The organism is Williamsia sp. Y721 (genome assembly GCF_059683565.1).
This window is the reverse complement of the sequence record NZ_JCASNH010000004.1, coordinates 627,802-646,597: the sequence shown is the minus strand read 5'-3', so window position 1 is coordinate 646,597 and position 18,796 is coordinate 627,802. Positions and strand designations below refer to the sequence as shown.

Below are 18,796 nucleotides of genomic sequence, written 5' to 3'. Positions count from 1 at the left end.
CGGCACCGAGGAACAGTGGACGCCTCCTTCGGTCAGCTGATCGCGGCGAGTCCCTGGTCACGAATATCGAGGGGCAGATTGTCGTTCGGGTGGCCCAGGCCCAGATGATCGCGCAGGGTGTCACCGGTGTACTCGGTGCGGAACAGACCGCGCCGCTGCAGTTCCGGGACCACGTAGTCGACGAAGTCGTTGAAAGTGCCCGGGGTCTGGGCGGTCGACACGATGTAGCCGTCCGCTTCCCCACCGGTGAAACCCGCTTCGATCTGATCGGCCACGTCGGAGGCCGTGCCGACGAACTGAGGCAACAGCACGCCCTGTGCGTACAGCTTTCCGATGTCGCGCAACGTCAACTTGTCCCGCTGACTGAGCCTGCGGGCCACATCGAACAATCCCTGGGTTCCGGTGACCGTGATGTCTTCGAGCGGTGCATCGAGGTCGTATTGGGAGAAGTCGTGGTCGGTGTGGACCGACAACGTGATCAAACCTGAGATGGGATCGGCCAATTCGTTGTGGAACGCCTGCTTTTCGCGGGCGATGGACTCGGTCTCACCGATGAACGGGATGAACGAGGGCAGGATCTTGACGTGATCGGGGTTGCGACCCACATTCACCACCCGGGACTTGACGTCGTCGTAGTAGGCACGGCGACCCTCGGGTGTTGGGTCGATCTCAAAGATGGCCTCCGCCCAGCGCGCCGCGAAATCCTTACCGGTGGAGGACGATCCGGCCTGGATCAACACGGGCCGGTGCTGCGGTGATCGCGGCTGGTTCAGCGGGCCACGGGTCCGGTAGTACTCACCGTTGTGATCAACCGTGCGAACCTTGTCTGGATCAGCCCACACGCCGGCCGCCTTGTCGGCGATCACCGCGTCCTCGTCCCAGGCCGACCACAACTTGATGGCGGCCTGAACGAACTCCTCGGCCCGGAGGTACCGCTCGTCATGGCCGAGATGCTCGTCGAGTCCGAAGTTGAACGCCTCGGCCTGGGTCAGGGAGGTGACGATGTTCCAGGCCACCCGGCCGCGTGAGATGTGATCGAGCGAGCCGAAGACACGGGCCAATTCGTAAGGGTGGAAGTACGTGGTGGACTTGGTGATCGCAATACCCAGGTGCGTGGTCACGGCCGCGATACTGGCCGCCACCACCGACGGATCGAGGGCGGCGGCGGCCTGCGTGCCACGCCGTAACGGTTCGGACTGGTCATCACCGAAACGTAGGGGCGCCGCCAACAGATCTGCAAAGAATGCGAAGTCGAACTTGCCGCGCTCGAGGATCCGTCCGACCCGGTGGTAGTGCTCGGGCGAGAAGAACTCGGTGGTGGATCCGGGATGCCGCCACGCGGCGTGCGAGTGGGTGACGGGTGAGGCGATCAGAAATCCGCCCAGGTGCAACTCACGGCTCATGGTGTGGGGTCCTCAATCTCGGATGTGTCATCCCGTGACAGTCTCGGGTGTGTCATCCCATGACAGTGCCCGCCGGCCGATCCTCCAAGCATTGTCTTCAGGGTGAACCAAACACCGCACCGCACCGGCGGCCCCGCGTATCGTCTCCTATTCATAGACCCCCTCGACCACCCACTTGCCCTGCTGATAGAGCAGCAGCAACGCTCGCGAATCTTCCAGTAACACTTGAGCTCTCGCATACGACCCGACATGCGATCCGTCGTCGGCAGCGGACCACCACCGTTCGTCGACCGCCCACGGCCCGGCCCACCAACTCAGCGACCAGGTCCGGCGACCCCAGCACAGGCTGGCCGGTTCGGCACTGAAACTGCCGCGGGCCGTGACCTCGACAGGTTGATCTTCTGCGTCCAGCACCCGGACCGGGGCCATCGGCAGGATCGCCGGAGAGGGCCCCGGCAGTCGGCCCGGCCACGGCGCCGACGGATCCGATGCCGCCACCAATTCATCACCCAGCGGCACCAGCGTGATCTGCTGCCCCGGTCCCCGACCACCACTGCGCACCGGAACCTTGACCCGTTCACCACCGAGCAGACCCTGCACCCGGACCAGCGCCCGGCGCACCCGCTCGGCCACCTCGCCATCGCCTCCGGTCAGACCACCACCGGTGAATCCCAATTGCATTGCCCCCGCGCCGATCACCTCCACCGGATCCAACCGGATCAGCACCACCGGACCGTCCGGACGGTCGGCGGCACTGCGCCCGGAGAGCCATCCCTCCACCTGCCAGCGGATCCGGTCGGCCGTGGCATCCGGTGTCAGCGGCTGCGCACACCGCCAGGTACGCGAATACTCCCGACCACTGTCGGTGACCGCCTGGACGGTCAGCCGGGTACAGGCCACCGACGCCGCCGCCAACAGATCGTGGAGCTGGGCAGAGAGCCTGCGCCCGACGAAGGCGGCCGCATCCACCCGGTCGATCGGCGGATCGCACTGGTGCTCGACGACCAGGTCCGGCGGTGGCGCCTGCCCTGAGGCAGGACGTTGGGGTAGGGCCCGCGCGGTGCGGTGGGCGTAGATCGCATCGGCAGCGAACCGGGTTGCCACGTCGGTCGCCGACAATGCCGCAAAGTCACCGATGGTGCGTAAACCCATCCGCCACAACAGATCAACAAGGGCAACCCGATCATCGGCGCACATACTCGGCTCCACAGCCAGCTCCGAGATACGCAGCGGCGCCAGGAACTCGGCGCCCTGCCCGGGTGGAATCACCAGCCCACGCCGGGCGGCGATGATCGCGGTGAACAGTTCATCGGCCACCCCGACCTGCGACTCGACACCGCAGGCCGACACCACATCCGTCAGCTTCTCGGCGGCGATCTCCTCACTCCCGAAATAGCGGGCCACCCCACGGGCAGGCAACACCATCAATCCCGGCCGCAACACCTCGACCACCGGGATCAACTCGGCAACCGCCGCAACCACCGGCTCGAACAGGCGCGCATCACGTCCGGTATCCGCATCGGCGATCATCAACTGCGGACAACGGGCCTGCGCATCACGCTTGCGCATCTCCCGTCGCACCCCGGCGCCGCGCGCCGAGGCCGAACAGGCCACAACCCGCCCCGACTGCAACACCGCGACCGGTCGCTCCGGCGAGATGTCGACCTCCGCCGCCGCAGCCACCGCCGGCCAATCCGGGCACCAGACACCAAAGCTCCGCCCACTCATCTACAGCGCCACCTTGAGTGGTCCGGATTCGAAAACATCCTGTGCCACTGCACCATCCGACACACCGTCGATATCGGTGTGCGAATCCACCAACTGAACACGGTTGTCGCGGTGCATCACGTCCAGCCTGGTGGTGGCACCGGCGAACCCTCGGCCCCGCGAACGCACCATCAGCGACACCCCACCGAGCCGACCGTGCCCGCGCCGGAGCGCGGACTGCCCGAACCCCGACGGTTGATGCCGGTAGTCACACACCCGGGACTGCACTTTCACATGCGCCCCCGACCACTGACCGTCGGTGACCACCAAGACCGCACCTTTACTGCGCGCCCGAGCCATCACCACCCGGCTACGGGAGGGGGGCACATTGATCCCACCGAGCCCGACGACCACCAGATCAAGCCCGTCCAGCAGCACCGCCGCGATCTCCACCGGGTCGGGACCCGGGTCGGGGATGACGGCGATGCGGGACAGGTCCGCACCCATCTCCACCGCCGCCAACAATCCCAACTGCGGCTGCCCGATCACCGCCACGTGGCCCCCGTCAGCACTCACCTGGGCTATCAACGACAGCAACGGTGATCGCGCTCCTTCCAGCACCAACACCGTGCCCCGAGCCAGCCCAGATGGCGGCAACACCCGTTCGAACGCCGGCGGCACCGGCAACCGATCCCGCTCAGAATACTTTTCATCGACGGTCCGCACGGCGGCCATCTGACGCTGCGGCACAACGGATTCCGGTCGTGACCGAGTGGTGGCAGCAGCCAGGGTCTGCCGCAACATCTCCAGCTTCTGCGCCCTACTCGGCACCGCGTCCGTTGCCATGTCCGTCACCATTGCCGGTGCCGTTTCCATTGCCCGCATCACACCTCCACATCACTCCTCACCCGAAGGCGAGGAAGCGGCACAGGGAAGGTGGGCCACCGTCAGAACCAACATGAACAATCGAACATGTTTTCGATATCTACGAGCGTAGGTCAGCCCTCCGACAAGCGTCAACACGGACGGCGAGTCGGCCCCGAAATGCCGGGGCGAGTCGCCACACAGCGATACAGCAACCGCACGCGCCCCGGTGTCCACTAAGGTCAATGCCGTGAGCGCCCCCTCTTATCGCGTTCCCGGTCCCGACTACCTCGTCGCCGGGCGATACCGCCTGCGTTCGAGGATCGGTGGCGGCGGGATGGGCGCGGTCTGGCTGGCGCACGACACCCTCCTCGACCGCCAGGTCGCCGTCAAGCAGGTGCTCTCGGTCGCCGGGATGACCGAGGATTCGGCAGCCGAGATGCGGCAGCGGGCGATGCGGGAAGGCCGGATCGCCGCCCGTCTGAGCCACCGCAACGCCATCGCCATGCACGACGTCGCCGTCGACTCCGGTGAGCCGTGGCTGGTCATGGAATACCTCCCCTCACGCAGCGTGGCCGAGATCCTGCACCAGTCCGGCACCCTGCCGGTCGACCAGGTGGCACAGATCGGCGCCCAGATCGCCGACGCCATGGTCGAGGCGCACGCCGCGGGCATCCTGCACCGCGACATCAAGCCCGGCAACATCCTGATCGCCGAAGGACGCAACGCCGGCCTGGTCAAGCTCACCGACTTCGGGATCTCCCGGTCGAAGGACGACGCCGCACTGACCCAGACCGGGGTCGTCACCGGAACGCCTGCGTACTTCGCCCCCGAGGTCGCCAGGGGCGAGGATCCCAGCGAGGCCTCCGACGTCTACTCCCTGGGGTCCACCCTCTATACGTCCGTCGAAGGCCAACCACCCTTTGGCGTCGATGAGAATTCGCTCGTGCTGCTACACCGCGTCGCCCGTGGCGAGATCATCCCGCCGAAACGATCCGGCGCCCTCGAAGGCGCTCTGCTGGCGATGCTCGAACCCAGCCCGGCGCGGCGCCCGACCATGGCCCAGATCCGAGACCGCCTCGCCCAGATCGCAGCCGGCGACAACAGCAACACCGCACTGATCCTCACCACACCGCTCGAGCGCAAACCGGCAACCCCACATCGCGTCCCCACCCGGCGGATACCCACCACCACCGAATCAGGCCTTCCGGCTGCCACCGGTGTTCCGGGCCCCGCTCCACAGACCAACACCCCGCCGCGACCGAACCCTCAACCCACATCCGAGCGGACACCGCCACCGGCCGGTGCCGATCCGTCGCAGGCCACCCAGATCTCCGGCTCGGCCTATCCGGTGTCCTGGGCTGCTGCGCAACCGCAGAATCCACAACCACCGCAGCGCCACCTCGGACTCGCTGCTGCCGTGTTCCTGGTGTTCGTACTGCTGGCCGCCATCGCGATCACCATCATCGCCCTGGTGCGCTGAAGCCCTCGAGCCCCAAGCCCTGGTGTGCTGACGTCAGTGGATGTGCCGGTTCACGGCCCAACGGGTGAGCGCGTTGCGATTGGACTGCTGGGTTTTGCGCAGCACGTTCGAGGCATGCGTTTCCACGGTCTTGATCGAGATCACCAGGTCCTCGGCGATCTCGCGATAGGTGAAACCGCGGGCCAACAGCCGCAGCACCTCCATCTCACGTGGTGTCAGCGAATCGAGCTCGGGATCGAGTTGCGGTTCCGGTACCGGCGAACGACCGGTGAACGAATCGAGCACGAACCCGGCAAGACGCGGACTGAACACCGCATCACCATCGGCGACCCGTCGCACCGACTCGGCCAGCTCGGCGCCGTCGATGGTCTTGGTGACATACCCGCGGGCACCCGCGCGGATGGTGGCGATCACGTCTTCGGCGGCGTCGGAAACGCTGAGCGCCAAGAACACCGGCGGATTTTGCGGGGCAGCGTCGGCGACACCCCGGAGCACCGCGATCCCACCGCCCGCCGGCATGTGGACGTCGAGCAGCACCACATCTGGCGCCGACTGCAGGATCCCGGAAATCGCGTCCGGCACGGATCCCGCCTCACCGACCACCTGAACATCCGCCTCGGACGCGAGTTCGGCCCGGACACCGGAGCGAAAGACACCGTGATCGTCCACCAAGAACACGCGGTACGGTCCGCTACGCCCGGTCATCGCTCCTGGTCTCCATCCCCCGGCGTCTGCCCACCGTTGTCCACCTGCGGCTCACCGCCGCGCTCAGCACGCGGCATCGCCATCCGAACGTCGACGCCTTTGCCCGGCACCGACTTGATGTCAACGCTACCGCCGTGCCGGATCACACGGCCCTTGATCGAACCCGACACTCCGCGACGATCTTCGGGCACCTCGTCGGGATCGAAGCCCACACCACGATCGCGGACGTAGACCACGATCTGCCCGGCGTCTACCTCCGCGTACACATCAACCGATCGTTGCCCGGAATGCTTGGCGGCGTTCACCACAGCCTCCCGGGTGGCCGCGATCAGCGCGGCCCACCGGCGCGTGTCGGTACTCCATTCCGGATCATCTGCGGTGACGTCGCCGACAGTAACCACCTCGACCTCCACCCCGTAGTGGTCCTCCACCTCGGCGACAACGGACTTGATGGCTGCGGTCAGCGAATCACCATGTCTGTCAACCTCTCCGAAGAGATAGCTGCGCAGCTCCCTCTCCTGGCTCCGGGCCAGCCGCTGCACCTCGTCGGCGTGGGCCGAACGCTTCTGGATCAATGCCAGCGTCTGCAACACCGAATCATGTAGGTGCGCTGCGATTTCCTCGCGTTCGATGTTGCGGATCCGAGCTGCACGTTCCATCCCGAGCATGCGCGCCATCCGCAACCACAGCGGGATGGTCAACAGCAACACGCCCATGACCGTGGCCGCGACCGCCAGCAGGATGGTGCTCCAGCCGCCGATCATGTTGTTGCTGGCCAGCACGACCACCACCAGTCCGATCACCACCAGCGTTGCGCCACCGGCGATCCGGGTCCACGTCAGTGCCCGCGCCGACGCCGACCGTGGTCGCCAGCTCGAGTCGAGTTCGCGCCAGACCAGTGATGCGCCGACGGCAACCACCACCAGCGGGATCAGGAACTGTGCCGGGGTGCCGGAGGCGACGAACCCGACCAACACCACCGCCACAACACCGATGATCGCGAGCCCGATCCCTTGTCTGCGTTCGGCCTTCGTGGGTGGCACGGTGTCGGTACCCGGCGGGCACATGAACCAGAGCAGGCCGTATGCGCAGATCCCGGCACCTGCCAACGCACTGAGCACCACGAACACGACCCGTACCCGAAATGCGTCGACACCGAGATGATCGGCCACGCCTCCGGCAACTCCACCGATGACACGGCCCCCATCACGGCGGCGGACACGTGGGACAACAGTGGACATCAGTCGATACTGACATGCCATGGCCATCCGCCACATCGGGGACATTCCCCAGATGTGAAGACAGGGTGCAAATCAGGGTGAATCCCGATGGTGCGTGGACCTCGGCCTCCGCAGAATAGAACCATGAGTACCACCACGCCGAGTACCGACGACTTGCAGCAGCAAATTCGGAAGATGTGGCAGACCCGGCCCGCCCGGGCCACCGATGGCTCCACGATCGGCGGTGTGTGCGCAGGCATCGGTGCCCGCTACAAGGTCGATCCGACCCTGGTGAAGGTCGCGTTCATCGTTGCAGCCCTGTTCGGCGGGTCCGGGCTGGTGCTCTACATCGTCGCGTGGATCGTATTGCCCGAGGGTTCGTCGACCACACCGCCGACCGCCCAGCAACACGGGCGCCGGTGGCATGGTTTCGGGCACTCGTCATCGCATCCACCCACCGTCGCCGCGATCGTCGTCCTGGTGATCGTTGTCCTTGTCCTGCAACCCAACCTCGCCTGGAGCGGAGGCGGCCTGGCCGGTACGGCACTCATGTTGCTCGGCTGGTGGCTCCTCTATCAGCGGACTCCGGTGCCTGAGCCGGGCACCAGCGTCGACACCCTCGGGCGGGGGTCCGGCAGTGCGCAACCCGATGGTCAACCTGCCGCTGCCACCGGCTCGTGGTGGCACAGCGGTGTCGGTTCCGGCAGCGTCACCGACCCGGCGGACCAGTTCCAGCGCTGGACCCCGCGGGCCTGGCTCAAAGACGAGCCACCGGCCCCCTCGGAAGGCAGCACCGACCCGGTGAACGACGATGCGGTCGTCGCCGATGCCCCATTGCCGTCTCCGCCGGCGTGGGATCCGTTGGGCGTTGCGCCTTTTGCCTGGGATCTCCCCGAACCCGCGCCGCCGGTGCACGAGAAGAAGTCGCCCTCGCGATACACCCCGATCGTGCTCGGCATAGCGATCATCGCGACCGCAGTGACCGCAGGCATCTCCAGTTCCGTTGACTGGCTCAGCCCGGCCAAGGTCGCTTCGGTGGGGTTGCTGGTGCTGGCCGCCGGAATGCTGATCGGCGCATTCCGCCGACGCGGATTCGGACTGATCACCGTTGCGATCCCGGTCGCCGGCTTCGTTGTGGTCGCATCGTTGATCAATGGCATCGGATTCCCGTCCGGCGGGGTCGGTGACCGCGAGTGGAAGCCGCTGACCACCGCAGACCTGCAGGACAATTACTCCCTGTCCATGGGCAACGGAACCCTCGATCTGACGAACATCGAACTCACCGGGGACAAGACAGTGACGGCCGAGGTCGGTGCCGGAGAGCTCACGGTCATCGCTCCTCACGACATGAACATCCGCGCCGACTGCGACGTCGCGATCGGCGAGGTCAAGTGCCCCGACGGCCTGGACGGTGGAAAAGACGGCACGGAAGGCCCCGTCCTGACCCTCGACCTGAGCGCATCACTCGGAAACGTGGAGGTCACCCGTGGATAAGTTCTCTCCAACACTCGCCCTGAGCGGTATCGGAGCTCTCCTGGTGGCGATCTGGGGGCTTCTCGGCGGCCCGGACATCACCAATTCGGGTATCGCACTGTGGAGCACGCTTGCCGTCGCCGTCCTGGTCGGATTCGCACTGATCTTCAGTGGCGGACAGCCGGACAAGAACGGACAACACGACAACAAGGACACCGAACCGGCGGAGTGACCGCAGCCGGACAACCGCTCGGTGGCCAGACCTCAGAAACGAGGTCCGGCGATCACTCCCACTCGATGGTGCCCGGCGGCTTGCTCGTCACGTCGAGAACCACCCGGTTCACCTCTGGTACCTCGTTGGTGATGCGGGTCGAGATGAGTTCGAGGACCTCGTAGGGAACCCGGGTCCAGTCGGCGGTCATCGCGTCTTCACTCGACACCGGGCGCAGCACGATCGGATGACCGTAGGTACGGCCGTCGCCCTGCACACCCACGCTGCGGACATCGGCGAGCAATACGACCGGGCACTGCCAGATCTGGTTGTCCAGGCCGGCCGTTGTCAATTCCTCACGGGCGATGAGATCGGCCTTGCGCAGCAATTCGAGCCGCTCGGCGTTGACGGCACCGACGATGCGGATGGCCAGTCCCGGTCCCGGGAAGGGTTGGCGCGCAACGATCTCTTCGGGAAGACCCAGCTCGCGTCCGACCGCACGGACCTCGTCCTTGAACAGCAGGCGAAGCGGCTCGACAAGACTGAACTCGAGGTCCTCCGGGAGCCCACCGACGTTGTGATGGCTCTTGATGTTCGCGGTACCGCTGCCACCACCGGATTCGACGACATCTGGGTACAGCGTCCCCTGTACGAGGAACTCGACCTTGTCGCCCTCGGCGGCACGGTCACCGAGGACATCGCTGACCGCTCCCTCGAACGACCGGATGAACTCGCGTCCGATGATCTTGCGCTTGGTCTCCGGATCGCTGACGTCGGCGAGTTCGCGCAGGAAGGTCTCTTCGGCATCGACGGTGACCAGACGGGCGCCCGTGGCGGCGACGAAGTCGTGCTGAACCTGTTCACGCTCACCGGCGCGCAGCAGCCCATGGTCGACGAAGACACAGGTCAATCGGTCACCGACGGCCCGCTGGACCAATGCCGCGGCCACAGCCGAGTCGACGCCACCGGAGAGGCCGCAGATCGCCAGACCGCCACCGATCTGCTTGCGGACCTGTTCCACCAGGGAATCGGCGATGTTCGATGCGGTCCATGTCGGCTCCAGCCCGGCGACCTCGTACAGGAACCGGGTGAGCACATGCTGGCCGTGCGGGGTGTGCATGACCTCGGGGTGGTACTGGACGCCTGCCATCCGGCGCTCCACACATTCGAAGGCGGCGACCGGTGCACCTGGCGTCGATGCGGTGACCACAAACCCGGGCGGCGGCTCCTGCACGGCGTCGTTGTGACTCATCCAGACCGGCTGCTCATCGGGGGTTCCCCCATGGAGGACACCGCCGGCAGTGGTCATCGTCGTGCGACCGAACTCACGGCCACCGGTGTTGGCGACCACGCCACCCAGTGCGTTGGCCATCGCCTGATATCCGTAGCAGATACCGAGCACAGGGATACCGAGCTCGAACAGGCCGACATCGATCCCCGGCGCGCCTTCGGCGTACACCGACGCCGGACCACCAGAAAGAACCAGTGCAACAGGGTCTTTCGCTTTGATCTCTTCGATGCTCGCCGTATGCGGGATCACCTCTGAATAGATCCGGGCCTCACGGACCCGCCGAGCGATCAACTGCGCGTACTGGGCGCCGAAATCGACCACCAGTACCGGTCGCGGAGCCGCTGCTTGCACACCTGTATCTACGCTGTTTGCCACCGGACCAGTCTAAACGCGTCGCAGTTGTGTTCCGACCGTGGGGAGACGATCCTAGGCTCCTGCCTGCATGGGCTTCGTCACAACGGTCAGCGGAAGCCGCAGCGCACCGGGCGCTCCTTCTGGCACCACCGGCGAGTTGGGCTGGGTCGGCACAATCCGGACATAGGGCTGACCCTGCTCGGGCCGGAAGTCCACCTCACCCTTGTTCGGCCACAACGCGACAGCCCGTTCGGCCTGCGCGCAGATCGACAACGACGGGTTCACACCCAGGTTCGCCGAGATGGCCGCACCGTCGGTGATGTGCAGCGTCGGATAGTTCCAGACCCGGTGATACGGATCGACAACACCGTTCTCGGGAGTGTCCGAGATGACACATCCACCCAGATAGTGGGCGGTCAGCGGCATGTTGAACACATCACCCCAGGTTCCGCCTGCCAGGCCGCCCTCGAACTGCGCCGCCGCCCGTTCCGTCGCCTCGTTACCCGCCGGGATCCACGTCGGGTTGGGTTCTCCGTGGCCCTGCTTGCTGTTGACGAAGCGCCACGGTCCGAACTTCTGCACAAATGTGGTCAACGAGTTGTTCCGGTTCTGCATCACCAGCAGGATGACCGTGCGCTGACTCCAGTGCCGCAGCTTGAACAACTGGATCAGACTGCCCAGCCCCTCCTCACGCACCTTGTCGAGCAGTTTGAGGCGCCGCGAACGACCCGGTTCGCCGTCGGTCAGCATGGTCTGCAACAGCGCAATCGCGTTGGAACCCTTGCCATACCGCACCGGTTCGATATGCGTGTCCGGCGCCGGATGGAAGGACGAGGTGATCGCGATGCCCTCGGAGAAGTCCTGTGCCGGATCGTATGTGCGACGCATCGCACCCAGGATCGATTCGGAGTTGGTCCGGGTCAGCAGTCCGAGCGCATCCGACACGTCCGGCAACGCACCGCTGTTCTTGCTCAGGTGCATGATCTTCTGCGTGTTGAACGTGCCGGCGGCAACGATGACCTGACCTGCGGTCAGCGTCCGGCGGCGCGCGCCCAACCGGCCCCATGCGGCCGACCGGCCGGTCTGCACATCCCAGCCACCATCCGACCGCTGCGAAAGTCCGGTCACCGTGGTGCGGTCGATGATCTTCGCCCCGCGGGATTCGGCCAGACCCAGATAATTCTTGAGCAAGGTGTTCTTCGCACCCACCCGGCATCCGGTCATACAGGCGCCACATTCGGTGCACACCGTGCGGTCCGGACCGACACCACCGAAGTAGGGATCTGCCACGTCTTCACCGGGACGTCCTGTGCCCCCGGACTTTTCACCGAAGAACACCCCGACGGGCGTGGGGCCGAACGTATCGGCCACACCCATATCCTCGGCGACCTTACGCATCACCCGGTCGGCATGGGTCTCGATCGGAGTGGTCACCACACCGAGCATGCGGCGGGCCTGCTCGTAATAGGGCGAGAGTTCACTCTCCCAGTCGGTGATGTGCGCCCACTGCGGATCGGCGAAGAACGGTGACGGCGGTTTGTAGAGGGTGTTCGCGTAGTTCAACGACCCGCCGCCCACACCGGCGCCAGCCAGGATCATCACGTCTTTGAGCAGGTGGATCCGCTGTATCCCGAACATCCCGAGCTTGGGAGCCCACAACCATTTGTGCAGCCGCCAACTCGTCTTGGCGAACTGCTCGTCGGAAAACCGACGTCCGGCCTCGACAACACCGACCTTGTAGCCCTTTTCGACCAACCGCAACGCACTGACGCTCCCGCCGAACCCCGATCCGATGATGAGCACATCAAAATCGTGGTCGCGGCGGGCGTCAGGCTTCTCGGGCTGCGAGTTACCGTTACCGCGCGATACAGACATCGTGACATCGTACCTTGTCACATAGCGCTGTCGCGGCGACTCGACCTTCGGTCGACCCCGCTCTCAGTCGCAGACCGAAAGCCCGACCTTCTGGAACTCCTTGAGAGTTGAGTAGCCGGACTTTGCCATGGAACGACGAAGTGCGCCAACGATGTTCAGGTGACCGAACGGATCGTCCGTCGGACCGTGCAGGACGGTCTCGAGGGATGGACGTCCCTCGTCGGAGGCCACCGGCAAGAGCGCGCCACGTGGCATCGACGGATGCGCTGCCGCGGCCGGCCAGTAGTAGCCACGACCGGGCGCCTGCGCCGCGGCGGCCAACGGACTGCCCAGTACCGCGGCATCGGCGCCACAGGCGATCGCCTTCGCGAGCTCACCCGAGGTGTTGATGTCGCCGTCGGCGATGACGTGGACGTAGCGCCCGCCGGTTTCGTCCAGGTACTCGCGTCGTGCCGCAGCGGCGTCCGCGATCGCCGTCGCCATCGGCACACCCATGCCCAGCACTTCACTGGTCGTGGTCGATCCCATGGTCGATCCGTATCCGACGATGACCGCAGCCGCTCCGGTCCGCATCAGGTGCAACGCGGTGCGATGGTCGTGCACACCGCCTGCGATCACCGGGACATCGAGCTCGGCGATGAACGTCTTCAGGTTCAGCGGTTCCGAATCCTCTTGCGAGACATGTTCGGCGGAGATGATCGTGCCATGGATGACCAGCAATTCGACTCCTGCTGCCACCAGCACCGGGGTCAATTCGGCCGCATTCTGCGGACTGACCCGGACCGCGGTGGTCACACCGGCATCGCGGATCGTCTTGACGGCCTGACCCAGCAGATCCCGGTCGATCGGCGCGGCATGCAGTTCCTGCAGCTTGCGAACCGCGGCCGACGGATCGATCTCGTTCTCCGCGATCTCCACGACCTGGGCGATCTTGTCTTCGACGTCGCGGTGCCGCGCCCACAGACCTTCACCGTTGAGCACACCGAGTCCGCCGAGCCGACCCAGCTCGATGGCGACCTGCGGCGAGACCAGCGCGTCTGTCGGATGACTCAGGATCGGCGTGTCGAACCGGTATGCGTCGAGATGCCAGGCGGTCGACACCTCTTTGGACGAACGTGTCCGGCGGGACGGAACGATGTTGATGTCACTGAGTTCGAATGTCCGCCGGGCAGTCCTGCCCATGCCGATGTCCACATGATCGCGCACGTGTTGTGCCTTTCGTTGCCGCTGCGCATCACACAGTGGTGATGCCGACCAGCTGATTTGACCGCTCCCCGGACCGTCGGCTCGCCGCCGACCAGGTTTTCATCGGGAAGTGTAGTTGGGTGCCTCGACGGTCATGGTGATGTCGTGCGGATGGCTTTCTTTGAGACCGGCTGCCGTGATCTGCACGAACTGCGCATTCTGCAGGTCGGAGATCGAGCTCGAGCCCGTGTAGCCCATGGCTGCCCGGAGTCCGCCACCGAGCTGGTGGATCACCTGGGACAACGGTCCGCGGAACGGAACCCGGCCTTCGATGCCCTCGGGGACCAGCTTCTCTTCCGACAGCACGTCGTCCTGGAAGTAGCGGTCCTTCGAGTACGACTTGGCCTGACCCCGACCCTGCATCGCACCGAGCGAGCCCATGCCCCGGTAGCTCTTGAACTGCTTGCCGCCCACCAGGATCAGCTCGCCGGGAGACTCTGCGGTCCCCGCCAGGAGCGATCCCAGCATCGCGGTTGATGCACCGGCGGCCAGCGCCTTGGCGATGTCACCCGAGAACTGCAGACCGCCGTCGGCGATCACCGGGACCCCGGCCGGCTTACAGACCGCGACGGCCTCCATGACCGCGGTGATCTGGGGTGCACCGACTCCGGCTACAACGCGGGTCGTGCAGATCGATCCGGGTCCGACACCGACCTTGACCGCGTCGGCACCGGCCTCCACGAGTGCGGCAGCAGCCGCGCGGGTCGCCACGTTGCCGCCGACGATCTGGACCTTGGATCCCACCTCGGCCTTGAGCTTGCTGACCATCTCCAGCACCAGCCGATTGTGCGCGTGGGCGGTGTCCACGATGATCACGTCGACGCCTGCGTCGGCCAAGGCCATCGCGCGGCTCCACTGATCGCCGCCGGTACCGACGGCCGCACCGACGAGCAGCCGACCATCGGCATCCTTGGTGGCGAGGGGATGCTGATCGGTCTTCACGAAGTCTTTGACGGTGATCAGGCCGGTGAGCCGTCCATGTCCGTCGACGATGGGAAGCTTCTCGATCTTGTGCCGACGCAGGAGTCCGAGTGCGGCCTCTGCCGAGACACCTTCTTGCGCGGTGATCAACGGCGCCTTGGTCATGACCTCGGCGACCGGACGATTCTGGTCGACCTCGAACCGCATGTCCCGGTTGGTGATGATGCCGACCAGTTCACCGGCCTCGTCGGTGACCGGCAGACCGGAGATCCGGTACCGGGCACACATCGCGTCGACCTCCGCCAGCGTGGCGGTGGGACTGCAGGTGACCGGATTGGTGACCATGCCGGCCTCGGACCGCTTGACGGTCTCGACCTGTCCTGCCTGCGCCTCGATCGACAGGTTGCGGTGCAGGACGCCCATGCCACCGGCACGGGCCATCGCGATCGCCATCCGGGATTCGGTCACGGTGTCCATCGCGGAGCTCACCAGCGGCACCCGCAGGGTGATCTCCCTGGTCAGCTTCGTGGACGTGTCGACGTCACTCGGAATGACATCAGAGGCGGCAGGAAGCAGCAGAACGTCGTCGAAGGTGAGGCCGAGCATGGCCACCTTGTTCGGATCGTCACCACCGGTCCACACGTGGGCTGGGCCGGCTATCTGATTGTTCATTCCGGGCACGCTCATTCCGGTCGGGCCATCGTCGTGAGACAGCACAGTCGTTTGAATGCCCCTATCCTATCTGCTCGAAAGTGCAACCCCTGCCACGGCAGCGGAGCCGCCCATCACACCGCGATATCGCCGTCGCAGTGTCATCTGCGCAACGGAAACTTTTCGCCACCCCGTGCGCAGAGTGGCGCTGGTGGGGTGCGGCTGACTACCGTGGTCAGGGTGCGAGACCATTTGCCACCGGGCCTGCCACCGGATCCTTTTGCCGACGATCCCCGAGGGGACCCATCGGCAGCGCTCGATGCGGCCCCTCCCGGAGAGCCCTTGGACGCGGGTGAGCGGATGGCGATCGAGGAAGACCTCGCCGACCTCGCCGTTTACGAGGCATTACTCAATCGCCGTGGTGTCCGCGGCCTCGTTGTGATCTGCGACGACTGCCAGCTCGACCACTACCACGACTGGGACATGCTGCGCGCAAATCTGCTGCAGCTCCTCGTCGAGGGAACCGTGCGACCGCACGAGCCTGCCGTCGATCCGTCGCCAGAGGCATATGTCACGTGGGACTACTGCCGTGGATACGCCGACGCGATGATGCACGTCCGCGAAGACGACTGAAACTGCGCGACGCCACCGGTCCGCGTGAAGCGACCAATCCTGCCGTGCACTGAAGATCCTGACGCGCACTGAAAACTGCTGGTGATCTCTCGACCGATCACCAGCAGTCCGGTCGGCATCAGCCCGGGGGAACCACCGGGACTTCACTGTTCGGAGCGCTCGACGGCGGCGGCGGTGGCGGCTCTGAGGTCGACGGCTCACTGACGATCGTGGGCGGCGGTTCCGTCTCCGACGACGACGGCACGGGTTCGCTCACGGCGGTCTCCGAAGGTATGACCGTCACTGTTTCCTGCGGAACCGTCACAGTTTCTGTGGGTGCGCTCGGTGTGATGGTCAACGGCGCCTGGGGCGTACTCGAGCTGGTCGATCCCGATCGCGCAGTCGACGTCTTCGATGTCGGATCGCCCAACAGGCCGCGCATCTTGTCGATCTTGCGCTCCAGGGACGCTCGGTCGCCGGCGTCACGCACGTCATCGAGCATCGATTCGGCGGTGTCGAGGTACTTTCTCGCGGCCGGTTTGTCGCCGGCCACAAACGCTTCCGCGGCACGGTCGATGTTGGCCTCGACGTCTGCCATGGCCAGCGTGGATGACGCATCCGCACCGAACATGACCTCTTTGACACCCCATAGCGGGTCACCGGGCGTCGCGTTGTGGGCAACCACGCTCACACCGCCGAAGATGAGGGCGACCGCGGCCACCGCACCCCCGGCATAACGCGCGATACGCAGCGAACGTCGCTGCGTAGCGTGGCGCCGCGTGGCTGCGGCGATGCCGGCCTCGACATCTTCAAGCGTGGGTTTCTCTCTGATCGGCTGGGCCACGACGTCATCACGCCACGTCGAGAGCAGCCCGGCCAGTTCGTAGTCGACCTGCGACCGAGTCGGAACGATCGGCTTCGACAGCAGTGCCTCGATGAACTCGTCATCGGCGCGAACAGCACCGAGATCCACCGGGATCGAGTCTTCGCCGCGCACGGCATCATCCGGCGAGGGCATGGCTCCGGAACCGTTGGCGTTGCCGCCTGCTCGGCGATCACGCTTTTTGGACACTACCCTCACCACCTTTCAGGATCTCTTTCTTCAACTTTGCGAGCGCCCGATGTTGGGCCACCCGCACGGCGCCCGCGGTACTGCCGATGGCGGCGGCCGTCTCTTCTGCAGACAACCCCACGACCACTCGCAGTACCAGGACTTCTCGTTGCTTCTCCGGAAGCTTGGTCAGCAGTGCGTTCATCCGCCGACCCGCGTCTGAATCGATGGCCCGCTGTTCCGGGCCACCGTCCGTTGCCATCTGTTCAGGTAATTCGTCGACCGGTTCGGACTTGTTCCGGCCGGCCGCCCGATGGGCGTCCGCGACTTTGTGCGCGGCGATGCCGTACACAAACGCCATGAACGGCCTGCCCTGATCCTGATACCTGGGCAGCGCGGTCATGACGGCCATACAGACCTCCTGCGCAACGTCGTCGGCAGAGAGCGAATGTCGCTCACCACCCCCGACCCGGGCCCTGCAATAGCGCACAACCATGGGACGGACACTCTCTAATACGTCGGAGAGAGCTGACCGATCGCCCTGCGTTGCCGCAGTAACCGCCCGGTCCAACTCGTCACCTGTAAAAATCATCGCTCGTTGAAGTCTCCGCGTTACTTTTTCGTCGAATGTCCCGTGTCCATGCCAGGATCATCCCCCCGCGGACCGATGGAGGAGCTTTCCCCCGACGACCCGAGGGGGATCACCCCCAGTGAAACGCCCCCGCTCATATGACCGCAGGAGACGGCCCCTGTTTGTTGATTCATATGAATAGTCAGCTTAGCCAGCCTCCGGCATCGCGCCGTTGACGCTAACCCATCGCCCCACCCCGTCCCGCGAGTACACAGCCCAGCCGCTCGGCCTGTCCCGCCCAGTGCTCCCCCGCCCCGATCCCCTCCAGTAGTTTCGCCGCCGCCCACTCCAGCGGCAGTTGACGGGCCGCCGCTGCTGCACCGGCAACGCGTAGCGCGCGATCACCGGCGGCCGCAGTGTCCCCCGCCGCCGCTGCGGCAGCCGCGCAGATCAAATCGGTCTTGATCCTATGTCGCAACGACGGGCCCGCGAAAGCGATCACCTCTGCGGCAGCGGCATGTTCGGACGCCGCCACCGGGTCCGCGGTGTACATCGCCAGCTCAGCCCGCACCCAGCGCAACCGCAATTCCAGGCGAGGACCCCAGATCCAGTCCCCCGAATCACCGCCGGGATCCGTGTGGCGATCAGCGAGTATCTGCTCCACACGTCCGAGAAGTCGCTCCGCGGCCGTGAACATGCCTCGCCCGAGATCGTCGGCGGCCAGTCCGGTCAGGGCATCACACGCTGCCGTCGTCAATTCGGTGTCGCCCAGGTCTCGCAGGCCCGCGATCTGGAGAGCGGCGCCGTCGTGATCCGCCGCGCGATGGTGTCGGCCACCTTGCCTCAGGTGAGCGGCGCGAGTACTCGCAGCCAGCGACCGCAGCGCCGGACCACCGCCGTCACCGTCGATCCGGCGCAACTCGGTCGCGGCAGCGGCATAGAAGCCCTGGCCACCGAGAGCGACGGCCCGGAACCACCGCGACCACGCACCGCCTGCCGGTGGAATCTCTTGCGCGCTCGCGCTGCCGCCAAACGCAATAGCGGGTAATGTGATCTGCATCGCTCTCCAGAGCTCGTAACAATCGAATTAGCGCAGATTTAACGTACCTGCGTCAGCCGAAACGTCGACGGAACGTTGACGATAGATGGCCAAGCGATT

General features: G+C 65.6%; 16 protein-coding genes. 4 read left to right on the top strand and 12 right to left on the bottom strand.

The window, feature by feature from the left end; translation table 11 throughout:
• Positions 1 to 32: 32 nt before the first annotated feature.
• The 3 genes from AC56PL_RS22510 to imuA' form a co-directional block, all read right to left on the bottom strand.
• Positions 33 to 1,403 carry an LLM class flavin-dependent oxidoreductase gene (locus AC56PL_RS22510; RefSeq protein WP_497155186.1) on the bottom strand — a complete coding sequence of 457 codons (1,371 nt, stop codon included), beginning with the start codon at positions 1,401 to 1,403 and terminating at the stop codon, positions 33 to 35.
• Positions 1,404 to 1,550: 147 nt separating this feature from the next.
• Positions 1,551 to 3,131: a DNA polymerase Y family protein gene (locus AC56PL_RS22505; protein WP_497155185.1), complete on the bottom strand. Its 1,581-nt coding sequence runs from the start codon at positions 3,129 to 3,131 to the stop codon at positions 1,551 to 1,553.
• Entirely contained in the window at positions 3,132 to 3,986 is an 855-nt protein-coding gene (gene imuA' / locus AC56PL_RS22500; RefSeq protein WP_497155184.1) for a DnaE2-dependent mutagenesis accessory factor ImuA', read from the bottom strand.
• A gap of 238 nt (positions 3,987 to 4,224) precedes the next feature.
• Here imuA' and AC56PL_RS22495 point away from each other — a divergent pair, with 238 nt between their 5' ends.
• A complete protein-coding gene (locus AC56PL_RS22495; RefSeq protein ID WP_497155183.1) occupies positions 4,225 to 5,457 on the top strand; it encodes a serine/threonine-protein kinase in 1,233 nt (410 codons plus the stop codon).
• A 33-nt stretch (positions 5,458 to 5,490) separates the two neighbouring features.
• Here the strand turns inward: AC56PL_RS22495 and AC56PL_RS22490 are convergent, their stop codons facing one another.
• Positions 5,491 to 6,162, bottom strand: a complete 672-nt coding sequence (locus AC56PL_RS22490) for a response regulator (protein WP_495517900.1) — start codon at positions 6,160 to 6,162, stop codon at positions 5,491 to 5,493.
• Positions 6,159 to 7,403: an ATP-binding protein gene (locus tag AC56PL_RS22485; protein ID WP_497155182.1), complete on the bottom strand. Its 1,245-nt coding sequence runs from the start codon at positions 7,401 to 7,403 to the stop codon at positions 6,159 to 6,161. The genes AC56PL_RS22490 and AC56PL_RS22485 overlap by 4 nt, the downstream gene beginning before the upstream one ends.
• Before the next feature lie 123 nt (positions 7,404 to 7,526).
• On the opposite strand from AC56PL_RS22485, the gene AC56PL_RS22480 reads away from it, so the two are divergent.
• Positions 7,527 to 8,876 (top strand): PspC domain-containing protein, encoded by a 1,350-nt coding sequence (locus tag AC56PL_RS22480; protein WP_495517902.1) that lies wholly within the window; start codon positions 7,527 to 7,529, stop codon positions 8,874 to 8,876.
• Entirely contained in the window at positions 8,869 to 9,087 is a 219-nt protein-coding gene (locus tag AC56PL_RS22475; RefSeq protein WP_495517903.1) for a hypothetical protein, read from the top strand. Before AC56PL_RS22480 ends, AC56PL_RS22475 begins: the two co-directional genes overlap by 8 nt.
• Positions 9,088 to 9,139: 52 nt before the next feature.
• On the opposite strand, the gene guaA is transcribed toward AC56PL_RS22475, so the two are convergent.
• The 4 genes from guaA to guaB all read right to left on the bottom strand — a co-directional run bounded on the left by guaA (position 9,140) and on the right by guaB (position 15,424).
• Entirely contained in the window at positions 9,140 to 10,732 is a 1,593-nt protein-coding gene (guaA, locus tag AC56PL_RS22470; RefSeq protein ID WP_497155181.1) for a glutamine-hydrolyzing GMP synthase, read from the bottom strand.
• 51 nt (positions 10,733 to 10,783) lie between these two features.
• Positions 10,784 to 12,586 (bottom strand): GMC family oxidoreductase N-terminal domain-containing protein, encoded by a 1,803-nt coding sequence (locus tag AC56PL_RS22465; RefSeq protein WP_495517905.1) that lies wholly within the window; start codon positions 12,584 to 12,586, stop codon positions 10,784 to 10,786.
• 63 nt (positions 12,587 to 12,649) lie between these two features.
• The gene (locus tag AC56PL_RS22460; protein WP_495517906.1) at positions 12,650 to 13,792 is read right to left on the bottom strand and encodes a GuaB3 family IMP dehydrogenase-related protein; all 1,143 of its coding nucleotides are present in this window, start codon (positions 13,790 to 13,792) and stop codon (positions 12,650 to 12,652) included.
• 99 nt (positions 13,793 to 13,891) lie between these two features.
• Entirely contained in the window at positions 13,892 to 15,424 is a 1,533-nt protein-coding gene (gene guaB, locus AC56PL_RS22455) for an IMP dehydrogenase (RefSeq protein WP_495517907.1), read from the bottom strand.
• Between the two features lie 219 nt (positions 15,425 to 15,643).
• Between guaB and AC56PL_RS22450 the strand changes: the two genes are divergently transcribed.
• Positions 15,644 to 16,036: a DUF5319 family protein gene (locus tag AC56PL_RS22450; RefSeq protein ID WP_482138344.1), complete on the top strand. Its 393-nt coding sequence runs from the start codon at positions 15,644 to 15,646 to the stop codon at positions 16,034 to 16,036.
• Between the two features lie 118 nt (positions 16,037 to 16,154).
• Here AC56PL_RS22450 and AC56PL_RS22445 read toward each other — a convergent pair whose 3' ends face one another.
• The 3 genes from AC56PL_RS22445 to AC56PL_RS22435 all read right to left on the bottom strand — a co-directional run bounded on the left by AC56PL_RS22445 (position 16,155) and on the right by AC56PL_RS22435 (position 18,697).
• Positions 16,155 to 17,087, bottom strand: a complete 933-nt coding sequence (locus AC56PL_RS22445) for an anti-sigma-D factor RsdA (RefSeq protein WP_495517908.1) — start codon at positions 17,085 to 17,087, stop codon at positions 16,155 to 16,157.
• On the bottom strand, positions 17,071 to 17,658 hold the full coding sequence (locus AC56PL_RS22440) for an RNA polymerase sigma factor ShbA (RefSeq protein ID WP_495517909.1): 588 nt from the start codon (positions 17,656 to 17,658) through the stop codon (positions 17,071 to 17,073). Before AC56PL_RS22440 ends, AC56PL_RS22445 begins: the two co-directional genes overlap by 17 nt.
• 217 nt (positions 17,659 to 17,875) lie before the next feature.
• Positions 17,876 to 18,697: a hypothetical protein gene (locus tag AC56PL_RS22435; protein ID WP_495517910.1), complete on the bottom strand. Its 822-nt coding sequence runs from the start codon at positions 18,695 to 18,697 to the stop codon at positions 17,876 to 17,878.
• Positions 18,698 to 18,796: the final 99 nt, after the last annotated feature.

What these genes read in the sequence shown, in the direction of transcription:
- AC56PL_RS22510 (WP_497155186.1), bottom strand. Translation starts at nt 1,403, where the DNA reads ATGAGCCGTGAGTTGCACCTGGGCGGATTTCTGATCGCCTCACCCGTC.
- AC56PL_RS22505 (WP_497155185.1), bottom strand. Translation starts at nt 3,131, where the DNA reads ATGAGTGGGCGGAGCTTTGGTGTCTGGTGCCCGGATTGGCCGGCGGTG.
- imuA' (WP_497155184.1), bottom strand. Translation starts at nt 3,986, where the DNA reads ATGGAAACGGCACCGGCAATGGTGACGGACATGGCAACGGACGCGGTG.
- AC56PL_RS22490 (WP_495517900.1), bottom strand. Translation starts at nt 6,162, where the DNA reads ATGACCGGGCGTAGCGGACCGTACCGCGTGTTCTTGGTGGACGATCAC.
- AC56PL_RS22485 (WP_497155182.1), bottom strand. Translation starts at nt 7,403, where the DNA reads ATGTCCACTGTTGTCCCACGTGTCCGCCGCCGTGATGGGGGCCGTGTC.
- AC56PL_RS22480 (WP_495517902.1), top strand. Translation starts at nt 7,527, where the DNA reads ATGAGTACCACCACGCCGAGTACCGACGACTTGCAGCAGCAAATTCGG.
- AC56PL_RS22465 (WP_495517905.1), bottom strand. Translation starts at nt 12,586, where the DNA reads ATGTCTGTATCGCGCGGTAACGGTAACTCGCAGCCCGAGAAGCCTGAC.
- guaB (WP_495517907.1), bottom strand. Translation starts at nt 15,424, where the DNA reads ATGAACAATCAGATAGCCGGCCCAGCCCACGTGTGGACCGGTGGTGAC.
- AC56PL_RS22440 (WP_495517909.1), bottom strand. Translation starts at nt 17,658, where the DNA reads ATGATTTTTACAGGTGACGAGTTGGACCGGGCGGTTACTGCGGCAACG.
- AC56PL_RS22435 (WP_495517910.1), bottom strand. Translation starts at nt 18,697, where the DNA reads ATGCAGATCACATTACCCGCTATTGCGTTTGGCGGCAGCGCGAGCGCG.